Origin of the sequence: Hydrogenophaga sp. OTU3427 (assembly GCF_038440225.1) — a bacterium.
GTDB lineage: Bacteria > Pseudomonadota > Gammaproteobacteria > Burkholderiales > Burkholderiaceae_C > Hydrogenophaga.
The window spans coordinates 14,081-32,219 of record NZ_JASATI010000001.1 but is presented as its reverse complement, the minus strand read 5'-3'; the positions used below and the strand labels follow the sequence as shown (position 1 = coordinate 32,219).

15 protein-coding genes are annotated in these 18,139 nt (G+C 67.3%); 9 read left to right on the top strand and 6 right to left on the bottom strand.

Features of this window, described 5'->3' with window-relative positions:
- Positions 1-4 precede the first annotated feature (4 nt).
- Complete coding sequence (locus AAHB17_RS00130; protein ID WP_342128371.1) at positions 5-3,034, top strand: bifunctional diguanylate cyclase/phosphodiesterase; 3,030 nt, start codon at positions 5-7, stop codon at positions 3,032-3,034.
- Here AAHB17_RS00130 and AAHB17_RS00125 read toward each other — a convergent pair.
- Entirely contained in the window at positions 3,027-5,051 is a 2,025-nt protein-coding gene (locus tag AAHB17_RS00125; RefSeq protein ID WP_342128370.1) for a spermidine synthase, read from the bottom strand. The two genes, AAHB17_RS00130 and AAHB17_RS00125, sit on opposite strands and share 8 nt — an antisense overlap.
- Before the next feature lie 152 nt (positions 5,052-5,203).
- Entirely contained in the window at positions 5,204-5,608 is a 405-nt protein-coding gene (locus tag AAHB17_RS00120) for a hypothetical protein (protein ID WP_342128369.1), read from the bottom strand.
- Between the two features lie 112 nt (positions 5,609-5,720).
- Between AAHB17_RS00120 and AAHB17_RS00115 the strand changes: the two genes are divergently transcribed.
- Positions 5,721-6,566: a helix-turn-helix domain-containing protein gene (locus AAHB17_RS00115; protein WP_342128367.1), complete on the top strand. Its 846-nt coding sequence runs from the start codon at positions 5,721-5,723 to the stop codon at positions 6,564-6,566.
- 60 nt (positions 6,567-6,626) lie between these two features.
- On the opposite strand, the gene acnB is transcribed toward AAHB17_RS00115, so the two are convergent.
- The 4 genes from acnB to AAHB17_RS00095 are packed head-to-tail and all read right to left on the bottom strand — an operon-like array spanning position 6,627 to position 11,974.
- Positions 6,627-9,218, bottom strand: coding sequence for a bifunctional aconitate hydratase 2/2-methylisocitrate dehydratase (gene acnB, locus AAHB17_RS00110; protein WP_342128366.1), 2,592 nt, complete (start codon positions 9,216-9,218; stop codon positions 6,627-6,629).
- Entirely contained in the window at positions 9,212-9,928 is a 717-nt protein-coding gene (locus tag AAHB17_RS00105) for a hypothetical protein (RefSeq protein ID WP_342128365.1), read from the bottom strand. Before AAHB17_RS00105 ends, acnB begins: the two co-directional genes overlap by 7 nt.
- Before the next feature lie 11 nt (positions 9,929-9,939).
- A complete protein-coding gene (locus AAHB17_RS00100) occupies positions 9,940-10,947 on the bottom strand; it encodes an HpcH/HpaI aldolase/citrate lyase family protein (RefSeq protein WP_342128364.1) in 1,008 nt (335 codons plus the stop codon).
- 40 nt (positions 10,948-10,987) lie between these two features.
- Positions 10,988-11,974 carry a malate dehydrogenase gene (locus AAHB17_RS00095; protein ID WP_342128363.1) on the bottom strand — a complete coding sequence of 329 codons (987 nt, stop codon included), beginning with the start codon at positions 11,972-11,974 and terminating at the stop codon, positions 10,988-10,990.
- A 172-nt stretch (positions 11,975-12,146) separates the two neighbouring features.
- Here AAHB17_RS00095 and AAHB17_RS00090 point away from each other — a divergent pair, with 172 nt between their 5' ends.
- From AAHB17_RS00090 to AAHB17_RS00060, 7 genes are all read left to right on the top strand, one after another.
- Complete coding sequence (locus AAHB17_RS00090) at positions 12,147-12,950, top strand: GntR family transcriptional regulator (protein ID WP_342128362.1); 804 nt, start codon at positions 12,147-12,149, stop codon at positions 12,948-12,950.
- Positions 12,951-13,100: 150 nt separating this feature from the next.
- On the top strand, positions 13,101-13,532 hold the full coding sequence (gene sdhC / locus AAHB17_RS00085; protein ID WP_342128361.1) for a succinate dehydrogenase, cytochrome b556 subunit: 432 nt from the start codon (positions 13,101-13,103) through the stop codon (positions 13,530-13,532).
- Positions 13,533-13,548: 16 nt separating this feature from the next.
- On the top strand, positions 13,549-13,914 hold the full coding sequence (sdhD, locus tag AAHB17_RS00080) for a succinate dehydrogenase, hydrophobic membrane anchor protein (protein ID WP_342128360.1): 366 nt from the start codon (positions 13,549-13,551) through the stop codon (positions 13,912-13,914).
- Positions 13,915-13,917: 3 nt separating this feature from the next.
- Positions 13,918-15,723, top strand: coding sequence for a succinate dehydrogenase flavoprotein subunit (gene sdhA / locus AAHB17_RS00075; RefSeq protein ID WP_342128359.1), 1,806 nt, complete (start codon positions 13,918-13,920; stop codon positions 15,721-15,723).
- Between the two features lie 25 nt (positions 15,724-15,748).
- On the top strand, positions 15,749-16,453 hold the full coding sequence (locus tag AAHB17_RS00070; RefSeq protein ID WP_342128358.1) for a succinate dehydrogenase iron-sulfur subunit: 705 nt from the start codon (positions 15,749-15,751) through the stop codon (positions 16,451-16,453).
- Between the two features lie 27 nt (positions 16,454-16,480).
- Positions 16,481-16,792 carry an FAD assembly factor SdhE gene (locus tag AAHB17_RS00065; RefSeq protein ID WP_342128357.1) on the top strand — a complete coding sequence of 104 codons (312 nt, stop codon included), beginning with the start codon at positions 16,481-16,483 and terminating at the stop codon, positions 16,790-16,792.
- Positions 16,789-18,099: a citrate synthase gene (locus AAHB17_RS00060; RefSeq protein ID WP_342128356.1), complete on the top strand. Its 1,311-nt coding sequence runs from the start codon at positions 16,789-16,791 to the stop codon at positions 18,097-18,099. Before AAHB17_RS00065 ends, AAHB17_RS00060 begins: the two co-directional genes overlap by 4 nt.
- The last annotated feature ends 40 nt before the right edge of the window (positions 18,100-18,139 follow it).

The following is an 18,139-nucleotide window of genomic DNA, read 5'->3' as shown; positions in this document are numbered from 1 at the left end:
CCCCGTGGCCACCGAACCCGCCACCCCTCAGCCAACCGACACCGAGCGCCTTGAAGCCGCACGGCTGGCAGAGTTGCGGGCCTTTCATGTCTTGGACACGCCGCCGGACGCGGCGCTGGACGAGCTGACCCAGCTGGCCGCGCGCTGGTTCCAGACGCCCATCGCCCTGGTCTCGCTGATCGACGGCGAGCGGCAATGGTTCAAGTCGCGCGTCGGCATGGCGGTGCAGGAAACCCCGCGCGACATCGCCTTCTGCGACCAGGCGATACGCGGCCGAGAGGTGATGGTGGTGGAAGACGCGCAGCAGGACGCGCGTTTTGCCGCCAACCCCCTGGTCACGCAGCAACCCCACATCCGCTTCTACGCGGGCGCCCCACTGTGGACCACCGAAGGGCACGCGCTGGGCACGCTGTGCGTGATCGACTCCCGACCCCGGCAGTTCAGCCCACAGGAGCGCGAGGCCCTGCGGGTGCTGTCGCACCAGGTGATGGCCCACCTCGAGCTGCGCCGGCACAACGCCATCCTCGGCGCGGCACTGAAAGACATGGCCCAACAACACCAGGCGCTGCAGGATCTGCAGCAGCAGGTGCAACTGCGGGAAACACGGCTGGAGCTGGTGCTCAAGGGCGCCAACGATGGCTGGTGGGACTGGGACCTGCGCACCGGTGAACGCTACAACTCGGAGCGCGGCTGGACCATGCTGGGCTACACCTCGGGCGAGCGGCCGCAGGCCCACCTCGACTGGGAGTCCCTGATCCACCCGGACGACCAGGACAGGGTGGCCCAGGACTTCAAGGCCGCCATCCGCAGCACCGCCACCCACTACGCGGCCGAGTTCCGGCTGCGCCACCGCGACGGCAGCTACGTGCCGGTGCTCTCGCGTGGCCACATCCTGCGCGACGAGCACGGCCGCGCCGTGCGGCTGTCGGGCACCAACACCGACCTCAGTGAACGCCAGCGCGCCGAACGTGAGCGCCAGGCCACCCAGGCCAGTTTCGAGCTGCTGTTCAACACCAGCATGGACGGCCTGCTGGAGACACGCCCCGGCGGCGCGGTGCTGTCGGCCAACCCCGCCGCCTGCCAGATGCTGGGCCTGAGCGAGGCCGAGATCCTCCAGCGTCCGCGCGAACAGATCCTGGTCATGGACGACCCCCGGCTGCAGCCCCTGCTGGACGAGCGCGAGCGCCACGGCAAGGCGCGCGGCGTGATTGCCATGTACCGGGGCAACGGCGAGCGTTTCGAGGTCGAGGTCAGCTCGGTCTACTACGCCGATGCCGGTGGCGAAGCCCGCGCCAGCTTCATGTTCCGAGACATCAGCGAACGCGAGCAATGGGCGCGCAGGCTCAAGCAGAGCCTGGATTTGCTCAACAACCTCGCGCGCCGGGTGCCCGGCGTGATCTACCAGCTGCAGCGCCACCCGGACGGGCACTTCAGCATGCCCTACGCCAGCGAAGGCATCTGGAACATGTTGGAGTACACCGCCGAGGAGATGCGCGAGAACAGCTTGATCCGGCAGCGCGTGCACCCGGACGACCTCCCCATGCTGCAGCAGTCGGTGATGCAATCGGTCGAAAAACTGACGCCCTGGCAGCTGGAATTCCGGGTGGTGCTGCCGCAGCAGGGCCTGCGCTGGCGCCGCGGCGAGGCCATGCCCGAGGCACTGCCCGATGGCAGCATCGTGTGGCACGGTTTCATCTCCGACATCACCGAGCGCAAGGCGGCCGAGGAACACACCCACCGCCTGGCCTACTTCGACGCCCTGACCGGCTTGCCCAACCGGCGCATGCTGACCGACCGCATCGGCCACGCGCTGGCCTCGGCCCAGCGCACTGGGCAGTTCGGCGCGCTGATGTTCCTCGACCTCGACCACTTCAAGCACATCAACGACGCGCGTGGCCACTCGGTGGGCGACGCGCTGCTGCAGCAAGTGGCCCAGCGCCTGGCCGAACTGCTGCGCGGCGAGGACACGGTGGCCCGCCTGGGTGGCGACGAATTTGTGGTGCTGATCAGCGACCTGGGCACCCACGCCGAACAGGCGGCCCACGGCGCCATGGCGGTGGCCGAGAAGGTGCGCGCGGCGCTGGACCGTCCGCACGAGATCGAGGGCTCGCGCTACTCGACCACCGGCAGCATCGGCCTGACGCTGTTCCCGCGCCACGGCACGGCGGTGGATGACCTGCTGCGCGAGGCCGACACGGCGATGTACCGGGCCAAGGCTGGCGGGCGCAACCGCACGGCCTTTTTCCAGATCGAGATGCAGGCCGAGGTCGAGGAGCGCCTGGCGATCGAGCAGGACCTCAAGGACGCGCTGCAACAGCAGCAGTTCGAGGCCCACGCGCAGTCGCAGGTGGACGGCCAGGGGCGCGAGGTCGGCGCCGAGCTGCTGCTGCGCTGGCACCACCCCCGGCGTGGCCTGGTTTCACCGATGTTGTTCATCCCGGTGGCCGAGGCCAGCGGCATGATCGTGCCGCTGGGCCAATGGGTGCTGCGCCAGGCCTGCGAGGCCCTGGCGCGCCTGCGAGCGTCGGGCAGCGACCACACGCTGTCGGTCAACGTGAGCCCGCGCCAGTTCCACGCAGAGGACTTCGTGGCCCAGGTGCGCCAGGTGCTGACGGAGACCGGCGCGCCGGCAGACCGGCTGGTGTTCGAGGTCACCGAAGGCCTGCTGATCGAACACTTCGACGACACGGTGGCGCGCATGGCCGAGCTGGTCGCGCTGGGCATCCGCTTCTCGATCGACGACTTCGGCACCGGCTACTCCAGCCTGGCCTACCTGCGGCGCCTGCCGCTGTACGAGATCAAGATCGACAAGGGCTTCGTGCAGGACGTGCCACACGACGCCGGCAACACCGGCATCGTGCGCGCCATCCTTTCCATGGCCAGCCACCTGAGCCTGCGGGTGGTGGCCGAAGGCGTGGAGACCGAGGCGCAGGCCCGCTTCCTGTCGGCCAGCGACTGCGGCGGCCTGCAGGGCTACCACTTCGCCCGCCCGTTGCCGCTGGCGCAGTGGCTGCGGGACCGGGCTGTCACTTGAGGATGGTGAGCAGGTTGGAGAAGGTGTCGGTCCAGGGCTTGAAGCCGGGCTTGACGGCCAGCACCGCCCCATCGGCCAGGCCGGCGGGCAGCCGCGCCGCCTGCTGCGGCGACACGAACAAGACCCAGACCGAATGCCGGCAGTACAGGTCGTCGTCGGCCGGATCGAGGTCGTAGGCCAGGGCCACCTTGCCGGTGGCCGCCGCCGCGCTGGCCATGACGGGCTGCAGATCGAGGTAGCGGTTGGTGATGTGCACCGCGAGCAGGCCGTCGGGGCGCAGGTGGCGCAGGTAGGCCCGCACGGCCTCGATGGTGAGCAGGTGGGTGGGGATGGAGTCGCCCGAGAAGGCGTCCATGGCCAGCAGATCGAAGCCCTGCGGCGCTTCGCGCTCCAGCACCAGGCGGCCGTCGCCCAGCAGGGGCACGATGCGTGCCGGGCTGTCGGCCAGGTAGCTGAACTCGCGCCGGGCCAGCGCCAGCACCTGGTCGTTGATTTCGTAGACCCGCATCTCGTCGCCGGCCCGCGCGTACACCGACAGCGTGCCCGTGCCCAGGCCGACCACGCCCAGCTTCAGCGGCCGGTCCTGCGGCAGACTGCGCAGCGCGCGGGCTATGCCCGAGCGCTCGCAGTAGTAGGCGGTGGGCTGGCGCCGGTGCGCGGGCGCCAGCGCCTGTTCTCCGTGGTTGATGCGGCCGTGCAACATGGCCCGCACCGGGCCCAGCTTCTCGTCCACGCTGTCTTCCACCCGCAGCTGGCTGTAGAAGTTGCGCATGACGGCGCGGTAGCCCTGCACATAACTCAGCGATATCTCGACCAGCCGGGCGCCATAGGCCAGCAGGGCAATCAGCAGGAGCACGCGCCAATGCCGCTGCAACGGGGACCAGAGCACCACCAGCAGCAAGGCCGCGCAGGCGAACAGGCCCAGCGGCAATTCGTAATAGGCGTTGAACAGCGCGGGCGCGACCAGCCCCACCAGCATGCCGCCCATCGCGCCGCCCACCGACAGCATCAGGTAGAACAGCGTGAGGTGGCGCACCGGCGGCTTGCGCCGCACCAGTTCACCGTGGCAGACCATGCAGAACACGAACAGGGACACACACAGCAGCGTGATCAGCACCGGCACGTCGGCACCGCTGTTCATCACGTGGTCCAGCGCCAGGAAGGCCAGGGGCAACGCCGTCAGGAACAGCGGGCGCACGTAGTAGCGCGGCGCATCGAAACACAGGATGAAGCTCAGCAGGTAGATGCTCAGCGGCAGCACCCACAGGAAGGGCACGGGCGCGACGTCCTGGGTCAGGTGGCGGGTGATGGACAGAAGCAGCACCGAGGCGGTGGCGGCCAGGCCCACCCACAGCAGGCATTCGCGCCAGCCGGGCGGGGGGCCGGGATCGGTGTCCGCCGAGCCGCTGTCCGGCTGGGTGCGGCCACGGCGCCAGGTCATGGCGGCGGTGCCCAGGCAGGACAACACGAACACCGCGTAGCCCGCCGACCAGCCCAGCCCCTGGTCGGCCACCGCCATGAAGGGCTCGACCAGCACCGGGTAGGACAACAAAGCCAGCATGGACGCCAGGTTGGACAGGGCGTAGAGGCGGTAGGGCTGGACGCCGCCGCTGGCCATGGCGGCCGAGCGCGCGTACCAGGCCTGCATCAGCGGACCGGTGGTGGACAGCAGAAGGTAGGGCGCGCCCACCGTGGTGGCCAGCACCGCCAGCACGCTGAGGCTGGGATGGGCCTGGGCCACGTCCTTCCAGGCCGGGTTGGCCACCACCGGCAGCGTGGCCAGGCTCAGCAGCAGCAACGCGCCGTGCACCAGCATCTGGCGCTGCGGCGCCAGGCGCTCGTGCAGCCAGTGCACATAGGCGTAGCCCAGCAACAGCTCGGCCTGGAAGAACACCAGGCAGATGCTCCACACCGATGACGCGCCGCCGAACCAGGGCAGGATCATCTTGGCCACGATGGGCTGGATCTGGAACAGCAGAAAGGCCGACAGAAAAACCGTGGTGGCAAACAGCATCATGGTGGGTACGGCGCAAAAAGCATCCCGGGGGCCGGCGGCCCCGCGATGTTTCCGATTCTTGACACTTTCGGCGGCGGCGGTGGGCTTTCCACCGCCGCTGTTGTCAACGCGCCATAGCCCGCCGGCGGCGGCGCTTGACATCCGAAGCCGTGTCAGGCACCCATCAAGATCGCCGGTGCGCGGCGGCTGCCGGCCCATTCCAGCTCGGCCAGCACCAGCACAAAAGCCGCCTGTGCCAGCACCCAGGCCACGCCCAGTGTGGTGAGCGCCAGGCCGGCGCCCCAGACCGCCCAGACGCTGGCGGCCACCCACCCGAAGTTGCCCACCGCCAGCAGGCGCACACCGGCCGCCGGTGGCGCGGCGCGCCAAGCCAGGCTGCCCGACAGCAGCGCGGCCCCCAGCACCACCAGTCCGGACACCAGCAGCCACGCGGGCGGCAGGCCCAGCCAGCGGGACAGCTGCCCGGACATGCCGAAGTGGGCCAGGGCCATGGCCAGGCCGCTGGACGCATCCAGCCAGAGCACGCGACGCAGGGCGGGGACAGACAGATTCAACATGGTGGACTCCTTGAAAAGGTGGACAGGAGCCGCCATGCTCCACCCAGCCGGGCATGGGGTCCATGACCCCGCAGGTCATGGACCCGGGACGCGGACGCCCTACCATGCGCCCATGCACACCACACCCACCTCCACCTCACCGCCCCCACGTCGCGCGGGCGTGGGCGACCACCTGCGTCACTGGCGCCAGCTGCGGCGCCTGAGCCAGCTTGACCTGGCCAGCGAGGCCGAGCTGTCCACGCGCCACCTGAGCTGCGTGGAAACCGGCAAGGCCAGCCCCAGCCGCGAGCTGGTGCTGCGCCTGTGCGAGCGGCTGGCCGTGCCGCTGCGCGAACGCAACGCCTGGCTGGTGGCGGCGGGCTTCGCGCCCATGTACCGGGAACACCGGCTGGACGACCCGTCGATGGCCGCCGCGCGGCGCGCCGTGCAACATCTCCTGGACAGCCACGAGCCCTGGCCCGCCGTCGCCTTCGACCGCCACTGGCACATGGTGATGGCCAACCGCATGGTGGCGCCGCTGCTCGTGGGCGTGGCGCCCGAGCTGCTGCAGGGGCCGGTGAACCTGCTGCGCGTGAGCCTGCACCCGGGCGGCCTGGCGCCGCGCATCGCCAACCTCAACCAGTGGCGCGAGCACCTGTTCGCCCGTCTGCGCCAGCAGATCCAGCAGACCGGCGACACCACGTTGGCAGCGTTGCTCCAGGAGCTGTTGGCCTACCCGGCACAGCCCGACGACGTGGCAAAGCACCTGGACGGCGAGCACCCCGGGGTGCTCATGCCCTTCCTGTTTCACACGCCCAACGGCCTGCTGCACCTGATCAGCACCACCACCGTGTTCGGCTCGCCGGTGGACATCACCCTGCAGGAGCTGGCCCTGGAGACCTTTTTCCCGGGCGACGAGGCCACGGCCGCGGCCTTGCGGCGGCACCTGGCGGAGCTCACCACCAGCGCGCCGGGGTGAGCCCCAAAAGACCAACGGCCCCGAAGGGCCGTTGGTTCATGGCAGCGCAGACGCTGGTGGTCAGGCGCTCACGCCCTTGGCCACGTCCGCGTATTCCTCGATCTGGTCGAAGTTCATGTAGCGGTAGGTGTCGGCGGCATCCTTGTTGATGATGCCCATGGCCGCGTGGTACTCGGCCACGGTCGGGATCTTGCCCAGCTTGGACGCGATCGCCGCCAGCTCGGCCGAGGCCAGGAACACGTTGGTGTTCTTGCCCAGGCGGTTGGGGAAGTTGCGGGTGCTGGTGGACACCACCGTCGCGCCTTCGCGCACCTGGGCCTGGTTGCCCATGCACAGGCTGCAGCCCGGCATTTCGGTGCGGGCACCGGCGGCGCCGAAGTTGGCGTAGTGGCCTTCCTTGATCAGCTCGCTTTCGTCCATCTTGGTGGGCGGGGCCACCCACAGCTTGACAGGGATGTCGCGGGTGCCGCCGAGCAGCTTGGCGGCGGCGCGGAAGTGGCCGATGTTGGTCATGCACGAACCGATGAAGGCTTCATCGATCTTGGTGCCGGCCACTTCGGACAGGGTCTTGGCATCGTCCGGATCGTTGGGGCAGCACAGGATGGGCTCGGTGATGTCGGCCAGGTCGATCTCGATAACGGCGGCGTATTCGGCGTCCTTGTCGGCTTCGAGCAGTTCGGGCTTGGCCAGCCAGGCCTCGACCTTCTCGATGCGGCGCTGCAGGGTGCGCTTGTCGGCGTAGCCGTCGGCGATCATGTTCTTCATCAGCACCACGTTGCTGGTCAGGTACTCCTTGACCGGCTCGGGGTTGAGCTTGATGGTGCAGCCCGCGGCGGAGCGTTCGGCCGAGGCGTCGGACAGCTCGAAGGCTTGTTCCACCTTGAGGTCGGGCAGGCCTTCGATTTCCAGGATGCGACCGGAGAAGATGTTCTTCTTGCCGGCCTTGGCCACGGTCAGCAGACCGGCCTTGATGGCGTACAGCGGGATGGCGTGCACGAGGTCGCGCAGGGTCACGCCCGGCTGCATCTTGCCCTTGAAGCGCACCAGCACCGACTCGGGCATGTCCAGCGGCATGACGCCGGTGGCGGCGCCGAAGGCCACCAGGCCGGAGCCGGCCGGGAAGGAGATGCCAATGGGGAAACGGGTGTGCGAATCGCCGCCGGTGCCCACGGTGTCGGGCAGCAGCAGGCGGTTGAGCCAGCTGTGGATCACGCCGTCGCCCGGGCGCAGGGCCACGCCGCCGCGGTTGCTGATGAAGGCGGGCAGCTCGCGGTGGGTCTTGACGTCCACTGGCTTGGGGTAGGCCGCGGTGTGGCAGAAGGACTGCATCACCATGTCCGCGCTGAAGCCGAGGCAGGCCAGGTCCTTCAACTCGTCGCGGGTCATGGGGCCGGTGGTGTCCTGGCTGCCCACGGTGGTCATCTTGGGTTCGCAGTAGGTGCCGGGGCGCACGCCCTGGCCTTCCGGCAGGCCCACGGCGCGGCCGACCATCTTCTGGGCCAGCGTGAAACCGGCTTGGGTGGCGGCCGGCGGCTGAGGCAGGCGGAACACGGTGGAGGCCGGCAGGCCCAGGAACTCACGCGCCTTGGCGGTCAGCGAGCGGCCGATGATGAGGTTGATGCGGCCACCGGCGCGCACTTCATCGAACAGCACATCGCTCTTGAGCTGGAATTCGACGACGGTCTCGCCGTTGCGCACGATCTTGCCGTCGTAAGGCAGGATGTCGACCACGTCGCCCATTTCCAGCTTGGACACGTCCACCTCGATGGGCAGCGAGCCGGAGTCTTCCTGGGTGTTGAAGAAGATGGGGGCGATCTTGCCGCCCAGGGTCACACCACCAAAGCGCTTGTTGGGCACGAAGGGGATGTCCTGGCCGGTGGCCCAGATCACGGAGTTGGTGGCCGACTTGCGGCTGGAGCCGGTGCCCACCACGTCGCCCACGTAGGCCACCAGGTGACCCTTCTTCTTCAGGTCCTCGATGAACTGCATCGGGCCGCGCTTGCCGTCTTCCTCGGGCTTGAAGGCCGCGCCTTCGCGCGTGTTCTTCAGCATGGCCAGGTAGTGCAGCGGGATGTCGGGACGGCTCCAGGCGTCGGGCGCGGGCGACAGGTCGTCGGTGTTGGTCTCGCCCGGCACCTTGAAAACGGTCACGGTGATGGACTTGGGCACTTCGGGGCGGGTGGTGAACCACTCGGCCTCGGACCAGCTCTGGATGACTTCCTTGGCCTTGGCGTTGCCGGCCTTGGCCTTTTCGGCCACGTCGTTGAAGAAGTCGAACATCAACAGGGTCTTCTTCAGACCCTCGGCCGCCACCGCCGCCACTTCGGCGTCGTCCAGCAGCTCGATCAGGGGGTGCACGTTGTAGCCGCCCACCATGGTGCCCAGCAGCTCGGTGGCCTTGGCCTTGGAGATCAGCGCGACCTTCTCGTCGCCGTGGGCCACGGCGGCCAGGAAGCTGGCCTTGACCTTGGCGGCATCGTCCACGCCCGGGGGCACGCGGTGGGTCAGCAGGTCCAGCAGGAAGGCGTCTTCACCGGCGGGGGGGGCCTTGATCAGCTCGATCAGCGCGGCAACTTGTTTGGCGTCCAGCGGCAGCGGCGGGATGCCCAGTGCGGCGCGTTCGGCCACGTGGTCACGGTAGGCTTTCAACATGTTTCAACTCCAGAGGGTAAAGAGGGGGTGTTCGCGGGTCGGCGGCAATCGGTGGCCATCACCGCCGGCGTGGGGGTCGGGGCAGGCAAGGCCGCGGCAACGGTGGGCGCGGGCACCGGCAAGGGGTCAAGCAAACTCGGTGCCGGGTTGAGCTTGAGGGCGGCGGCCACCTGCTGCTGCGACTCGCCAGCACACTCGTCCGCCAGACGGCGGCCGAGTTTCTGGCTCATCAGCATGGACTTGTTGGCCAGCTGTATCCAGACCACGCCCTGCTGCGGGTCTTCCAGGCGCACCGCACCGGTGCGGCTTTCGACCGGACGCAGACGGAAACGCTGCTGGTCGATGTGCAGCCGGAAAAAGCCAGGGGTGGTGGCGTCGAGCTCCATGCGGACCACCTTGCCCATTTCGCAAGGCAGGGCGCCCACATGCACCTGGGCCGCCACCGCCAGCTCGTTGGCGGTGAGCGGGGCTTCGACCACCACCGGCTCCGGCGCGGCCGGCTTGGCCATCGGCGCCGCCGCTGCCACGGTGCGCTTCACCTGCGGCTTGCTGGCCGGCACCGGCTTCTTGGGGGCAGCCGTTTCGGCGCCGGCCAGCCGGGGCCAGAGTGCGGCCGCCAACAGGGCCAGCGAAAAACCCACCGCCACCAGGGCACGGGACGGTTGTGGGCGCGCGGTGGCGCGCGGCGCAAAAGCGTGGGGCTTTGCCATGGCAGGTCTCCTCATGTGGGGCGGTCTGCCATTGTGGCAAAAAACGCGTCCACCTCGGGAGGCAGGGGACGCCCGGTGCGGTGCGCGCGCTCCAGCACCTGCCAGAAGTAGCGGTAACTGGCGCGGTCGTGCAGTTGCCCGGCGTGTTGCACCGGCGCCCATTGCGCCGCATGGGCCAGCGCAATGATGTCGGCCGCGCGCGCGATCTCGTCCGCCTGAGGCGCGAAGGCCTCCAGGATGGGACGGATCTGGTCGGGGTGGATGCTCCACATCCGGGTGTAGCCCAGCTGCTGGGCCGCCTGCGTGGCCGCGGCCTTGAGCGCCTGGGCGTCCTTGAACTCCGTCACCACGCAGTGCGACGGCACCTTGCCGTGGGCATGGCAGGCACTGGCGATGTCCATCTTAGCGCGCAGCACCAGCGGGTGGTTGAACTGCCCCGCCACCCCCATGCCGGACGCGGGAATGGCGCCGCCGTGGGCCGAGACGAAGTCCATCAGGCCGAAACTGATGGACAGCACGCGCGGGTGTGCGGCGATGTCGAAGGCGCGGTGCACCGCGGCGGGCGACTCGACCAGCACATGCAGCGGCACGCTGCCGGGCCGACTGGAGGCTGCGTCGATGGCCGCGACGGCACGCTCGACATCGGCCACCGACTCGACCTTGGGCACCATGACATGGCACCAGCGGTGGCCGGCGCGGCCCACCACGGTGGCAACGTCGGCCTCGAAGGCCGGGTGATCCACCGCATGCACCCGCACCGCCACCCGGGCACCGGCTGCGGCTGCCAGGGCCAGCTCGCTCACCAGATGGGCATGCTCCACCTCGCCGCCCACGGGCGCGCCGTCCTCGCAGTCGAGCGTGACGTCGAACACGCAGGCGCCGAACTCGGCCGCCATGTCGGCCTGAAGCTGCAGGCTCTTGCGCATGCGCACCTCGACCCCGCTGTAGTGGTCGCACACCGGCAGTGCAAACGCACCGCCCTGGGCGCCCAGCAGGATGGCAGCGGGGTGTTGGTTCACGGTCGAGTTACCAAGCGGTTACCACGCAACAAAGTGCTTGTCAGACGAGGTGCTTGACACCGTCCTGCTCGCCCTGCAGCTCGGCCAGGGTCTTGTTGATGCACTCTTGCGAGAAAGCGTCGATGGCCAGGCCTTCGACGATCTTGTATTCGCCGCCTTCGCAGGTGACGGGGAAGCCGAACATGACGTCCTTGGGGATGCCGTATTCGCCATTGGAGGGGATGCCCATGGTGACCCATTCGCCGTTGGTGCCCAGGGCCCAGTCGCGCATGTGGTCGATGGCGGCGTTGGCGGCCGAGGCAGCGGAAGACAGGCCACGCGCTTCAATGATGGCCGCGCCGCGCTTGCCCACGGTGGGCAGGAACACGTTGGCGTTCCATTCCTGGTCGTTGATCATGTCCTTGACCGAGGCGCCGTCGATGGTGGCGAAGCGGTAGTCGGCGTACATGGTGGGCGAGTGGTTGCCCCAGACGGTCAGCTTCTTGATGGAAGCCACGGCCTTGCCGGTCTTGGCCGCGATCTGGCTCAGCGCGCGGTTGTGGTCCAGGCGCAGCATGGCGGTGAAGTTCTTGCGCGGCAGGTCCGGCGCGGCCTTCATGGCGATGTAGGCGTTGGTGTTGGCGGGGTTGCCAACCACCAGCACCTTGACGTTGCGCGAGGCCACGGCGTTCAGGGCCTTGCCCTGGGCGGTGAAGATGGCGCCGTTGATGGCCAGCAGCTCGGCGCGCTCCATGCCCGGGCCACGCGGACGCGAGCCCACCAGCAGGGCGTAGTCGGTGTCCTTGAAGGCGGTCATCGGGTCGCTGTGGGCTTCCATGCCCACCAGCAGCGGGAAGGCGCAGTCTTCCAGCTCCATCATCACGCCCTTGAGCGCCTTCTGGGCCTTCTCATCGGGGATTTCCAGCAGTTGCAGAATGACGGGCTGGTCCTTGCCCAGCATTTCGCCCGAGGCGATGCGGAACAGCAGTGCGTAACCGATTTGACCTGCGGCGCCGGTGACGGCCACGCGAACGGGCTTCTTGCTCATGAAAAACTCCAATGGAATGAAGGAAAGCGGATGACGGGCGGTGCACTGTCGCGGCGGTGACCGGGGCCCCTGCAGCGACTTGCATCAAAACCAACCCCGAGTGTACCCTCGCAAACCCGCAAGCGTCAATTTGTCTTATGTCTTATATAAGATATGATTGACAATTCAAACCATGAGCCAGAACACGCCCTCCAACACCGCAGGCGGCGCCTCCAGCGCGCCCCAGGCCGAAGGTCTGGGCGCCGCCGCCACGCCGGCCTTCAGCCCGCTGTACCAGCAGATCAAGTCGCTGATCCTGCAGAGCCTGCAGGCCGGCGAGTGGAAACCGGGCGACACCATCCCCAGCGAGTTCGAGCTGGCCGCGCGCTACCGCGTGAGCCAGGGCACGGTGCGCAAGGCCATCGACGAACTGGCCGCCGACAACCTGCTGGTGCGCCGCCAGGGCAAGGGCACCTTTGTGGCGACCCACGCCGAGCAGCACACCCAGTACCGCTTCCTGCGCCTGCAGCCCGACGTGGGCGACCAGCGCAGCGAAGGCCCGGCCGAGCGCAACATCGTCGAATGCCGCCGCCTGCGCGCGCCCGCCGAGATCGCGCGCCTGCTGGGCCTGCGCAGCGGCGACCCGGTTCTGCAGGTGCGCCGCGTGCTCGCCTTCCACGGCACGCCGGCCATCCTGGAAGACCTCTGGCTGCCCGGCGTCCCCTTCAAGGGCCTGACGCTGGAAACCCTGGCCGGCGACCGCGGCCCGATGTACGCGCTGTTCGAGGCCCAGTTCGGCGTGCGCATGGTGCGCGCCGAGGAAAAGATCAAGGCGCTGGCGGCCGACGCCGAATCGGCCCCGTTGCTGGGCGTGGCGCCCGGCACGCCGCTGCTGAGCGTGGAACGCCTTGCCTACACCTACAACGACGTGCCCATGGAGTTGCGCCGCGGGCTGTACCGCACCGACACCCACCACTACCGCAACGAGTTGAGCTGATGCAATCGCACTTCTTCACGCGGATAACGGTATCTACGCACAGGCATCATGCTGCATTGCAATAGAATTTGACAGCCACCCGTCAGGGATTGTGGTCAAAGTTACCATCAGGTTACCACCTGTTCCATCGCCCGAAAGTGAAAGCCAAGCATGACTGAGCTGACAAAAAAGCGGCCTGAGTTCCGCAACATCAACGCCTTGTCGGACCTGCCGACCTACCGCCTGCCGGCTGCGGGCTGGGTGTCCATCCTGCACCGCGTCAGCGGGGTGGTGATGTTCCTGCTCATGCCCTTCATCATCTGGATGTTCGACACCTCGCTGTCGTCCGAGTTCTCCTATGCCGAGTTCACCTCGGCCTTCGAGGCCGGCATCGGCTTCGTGCCGGGCTGGTTCATCAAACTGGTGGCCCTGGCACTGATCTGGGCCTACCTGCACCACTTCATCGCCGGCGTGCGCCACCTCTACATGGACATGACACACGCGGTCACCAAGGAATTCGGCAAGTCCTCGGCCACCGTCACCCTGGTCTTGAGCATTGGCCTGACCCTGGTGCTGGGCGCCAAGCTGTTTGGCCTGTACTGATTCAGAGGAATACAAGATGTCTGTCAACTACGGTTCCAAACGCGTCGTCAGCGGCGCCCACTACGGTCTGCGCGACTGGCTCGCCCAGCGTGTCACCGCCACCCTGATGGCCCTGTTCACCCTGGTGGTGCTGGTCCAGGTCATCTTCACCAGCGGCCCGCTCGGCTACGAAGGCTGGGCCGGCATTTTTGCCGCCCAATGGATGAAGGTGCTGACGTTCGCCGTCATCGTGGCACTGCTCTACCACGTCTGGGTGGGCATGCGCGACGTCTGGATGGATTACGTCAAGCCCGTTGGTGTGCGCCTGGCGCTGCACGTGTTCACGCTCGTCTGGCTGGTGGGTTGCGCCGGCTGGGCCATTCAAGTTCTCTGGAGGCTGTAAGCCATGACCGCATCTTCTTCCCTGCCCAAGCGCAAGTTCGACGTCGTCATCGTCGGCGCCGGTGGCTCTGGCATGCGTGCCTCGCTGCAGTTGGCACGCGCAGGCCTCAACGTGGCCGTCCTGTCCAAGGTCTTCCCCACCCGTTCCCACACCGTCGCGGCCCAGGGCGGCATCGGCGCCTCGCTGGGCAACATGTCGGAAGACAACTGGCATTACCACTTCTACGACACCGTCAAGGGTTCCGACTGGCTGGGCGACCAGGACGCCATCGAATTCATGTGCCGCGAAGCACCCAAGGTGGTGTACGAGCTGGAACACATGGGCATGCCCTTTGACCGCAACCCCGACGGCACCATCTACCAGCGCCCGTTCGGCGGCCACACCGCCAACTACGGCGAGAAACCGGTGCAGCGCGCCTGCGCGGCGGCCGACCGCACCGGCCACGCCATGCTGCACACGCTGTACCAGCAGAACGTGGCCGCCCGCACGACCTTCTTCGTCGAGTGGATGGCGCTGGACCTGATCCGCGACGCCGATGGCGACGTGGTGGGCGTGACCGCGCTGGAAATGGAAACCGGCGATGTGCACATCCTCGAAGCCAAGACCACGCTGCTGGCCACCGGTGGCGCCGGCCGCATTTTCGCGGCCTCCACCAACGCCTTCATCAACACCGGCGATGGCCTGGGCATGGCGGCGCGCGCCGGCATCCCGCTGCAGGACATGGAGTTCTGGCAGTTCCACCCCACCGGCGTGGCCGGCGCGGGCGTGCTGCTGACCGAAGGCTGCCGTGGCGAAGGCGCCATCCTGCTCAACAGCAACGGCGAACGCTTCATGGAGCGCTATGCGCCCACCCTGAAGGACCTGGCACCGCGTGACTTCGTCTCGCGCTGCATGGACCAGGAGATCAAGGAAGGCCGTGGCTGTGGCCCCAACAAGGACTACGTGCTGCTCAAGCTCGACCACCTGGGCGCCGAGACCATCCACAAGCGCCTGCCCTCGGTGTACGAAATTGGCGTCAACTTCGCCAACGTCGACATCACGCGCGAGCCCATCCCGGTGGTGCCCACCATCCACTACCAGATGGGCGGCATCCCGACCAACATCAATGGCCAGGTCGTCACGCCCGACGGCAACGGCGGCCAGGCCGTGGTGAATGGCCTGTACGCGGTCGGCGAATGCTCCTGCGTGTCGGTGCACGGCGCCAACCGCCTGGGCACCAACTCGCTGCTGGACCTGCTGGTTTTCGGCAAGGCCGCCGGCAACCACATCGTCGAGTTCAACAACAAGAACAAGACCCACAAGTCGCTGCCGGCCAACGCCGCCGACCGCACCCTGTCGCGCCTGGCCCGCCTGGACAACACCACCGGGGGCGAATACGCGCAGGACGTGGCCAACGACATCCGTGCCGCCATGCAGCAACACGCCGGCGTGTTCCGCACCCAGGCCAGCATGAACGAAGGCGCCAAGAAGATCGATGCCATGCGCGCACGCGTGCAGAACATCGCCCTGGGCGACAAGTCCAAGGTGTTCAACACCGCCCGCATTGAAGCGCTGGAAGTCGAGAACCTGATCGAGGCCGCCCAGGCCACCATGACCTCGGCCGCCGCCCGCCAGGAATGCCGTGGCGCCCACACGGTGAACGACTACGAGCGTGGCCCCGACGACGCCGAATTCCCGCTCGGTCGCAACGACAAGGTGTGGATGAAACACACCCTGTGGCACAGCGCCGACAACAGCCTGACCTACAAGCCGGTCAACCTCAAGCCGCTGACGGTGGATTCGGTTCCGCCCAAAGTCCGCACCTTCTGAGCCTGACCCGTACTGGAGCACCGACATGGCCAAACGCACATTCAAGATCTACCGCTACGACCCCGAGAAGGACGCCAAGCCCTACATGCAGACCATCGAGGTCGAGCTGGACGGCCACGAGCGCATGCTGCTGGACGCGCTGATGAAGCTCAAGAAGGTCGATCCCTCGATCTCCTTCCGTCGCTCCTGCCGCGAAGGCGTCTGCGGCTCGGACGCGATGAACATCAACGGCAAGAACGGTCTGGCCTGCCTGACCAACATGAACACGCTCAAGGGCGACATCGTCCTCAAGCCCCTGCCCGGCCTACCGGTGGTGCGCGACCTGATCGTGGACATGACGCTGTTCTTCAAGCAGTACAACAGCATCAAGCCCTACCTGATCAACAGCACCGTGCCGCCCGAGAAGGAACGCCTGCAGAGCCCCGAGGAGCGCGAAGAACTCAACGGCCTGTACGAGTGCATCCTGTGCGCCAGCTGTTCGACCAGCTGCCCCAGCTTCTGGTGGAACCCGGACAAGTTCGTGGGCCCGGCCGGCCTGTTGCAGGCCTACCGCTTCATCGCCGACAGCCGCGACGAAGCCACCGCCGAGCGCCTGGACAACCTGGAAGACCCATACCGCCTGTTCCGCTGCCACACCATCATGAACTGCGTGGACGTGTGCCCCAAGGGCCTGAACCCCACCAAGGCCATTGGCAAGATCAAGGAAATGATGGTGCACCGCGCCATCTGACCGATCGACCCCTCCGGACACCACGGCATGACAACACTGAGCCCCCCGCTGGACGAACGCGCCCTGAGCAAGCTCAAGTGGCGTTGCCGCCGTGGCCTGCTCGAGAACGACTTGTTCATCGAGCGTTTCTTCGCCAGGCATGAAGCTGGCTTGACGGTGCGGCAGGCCGACGCCCTGGGTGAACTGATGGACCTCTCCGACAACGATCTGCTCGATCTGTTGCTGGGCCGCAAGTCACCCGAGGGCGCCCTGGCCCGTGCCGACGTCATTGAACTACTGGCTATGTTGAGGCAGCCACCCGAGCCCCATTCTCATCAGCACCTAGAGGAAAGCGCATGAAACTTGCAGACAACAAAGCCACGCTGTCGTTCAGCAATGGCAGCCCCAGCATCGACTTGCCGGTCTACCACGGCAACATCGGTCCGGACGTGATCGACATCCGCAAGCTGTATGCGCAAACCGGGATGTTCACCTACGACCCGGGTTTCCTGTCCACCGCCTCGTGCCAGTCGGCCATCACCTACATCGATGGCGACAAGGGCGAACTGCTGTACCGCGGCTACCCCATCGAGCAACTGGCCACCAGCTGCGACTACCTCGACACCTGCCACCTGCTGCTCAAGGGCGAACTGCCCAACGAGAAGGAGCGCACCGACTTCCACAAGCTCGTGACCAACCACACCATGGTCAACGAGCAGATGCAGTTCTTCCTGCGTGGTTTCCGCCGCGACGCCCACCCCATGGCGGTCCTGACCGGCCTGGTCGGCGCCCTCTCGGCCTTCTACCACGACAGCACCGACATCAACAACCCGGAACACCGCGACATCGCGGCCATCCGCCTGATCGCCAAGATGCCCACCCTGGTGGCCATGGCCTACAAGTACGGCGTCGGCCAGCCCTTCATGTACCCGCGCAACGAACTGTCCTACTCGGGCAACTTCCTGCGCATGATGTTCGGCGTGCCGTGTGAAGACTACAAGGTCAACCCGGTGCTGGAGCGCGCGCTCGACCGCATCTTCATCCTGCACGCCGACCACGAGCAGAACGCCTCCACCTCCACCGTGCGCCTGTGCGGCTCGTCGGGCACCAACCCGTTCGCCGCCATCGCGGCCGGCGTGGCCTGCCTGTGGGGCCCTGCCCACGGCGGCGCCAACGAAGCCTGCCTGAACATGCTGGAAGACATCCAGCGCCAGGGCGGCGTGGCCAAGGTCGGTGAGTTCATGAACCAGGTCAAGGACAAGAACTCCGGCGTCAAGCTGATGGGTTTTGGTCACCGCGTCTACAAGAACTACGACCCGCGCGCCAAGCTGATGCAGGAAACCTGCAACGAGGTGCTGGCCGAGCTGGGCCTGGAGAACGACCCCCTGTTCAAGTTGGCCAAGGAGCTGGAGAAGATCGCCCTGGAAGACGACTACTTCGTGCAGCGCAAGCTCTACCCGAACGTGGACTTCTACTCCGGCATCGTGCAGCGCGCCATCGGCATCCCGGTCAACCTGTTCACCGGCATCTTCGCGCTGGCCCGCACCGTGGGCTGGATCGCGCAGCTGAACGAAATGATCAGCGACCCCGAGTACAAGATCGGCCGCCCGCGCCAGCTGTTCACCGGTTCCGTCAAGCGCGACGTCAAGCCCATCGAACAGCGCTGATTTTTTCCCCCATCCAGTTGAAGCCCGCACTTGTTGCGGG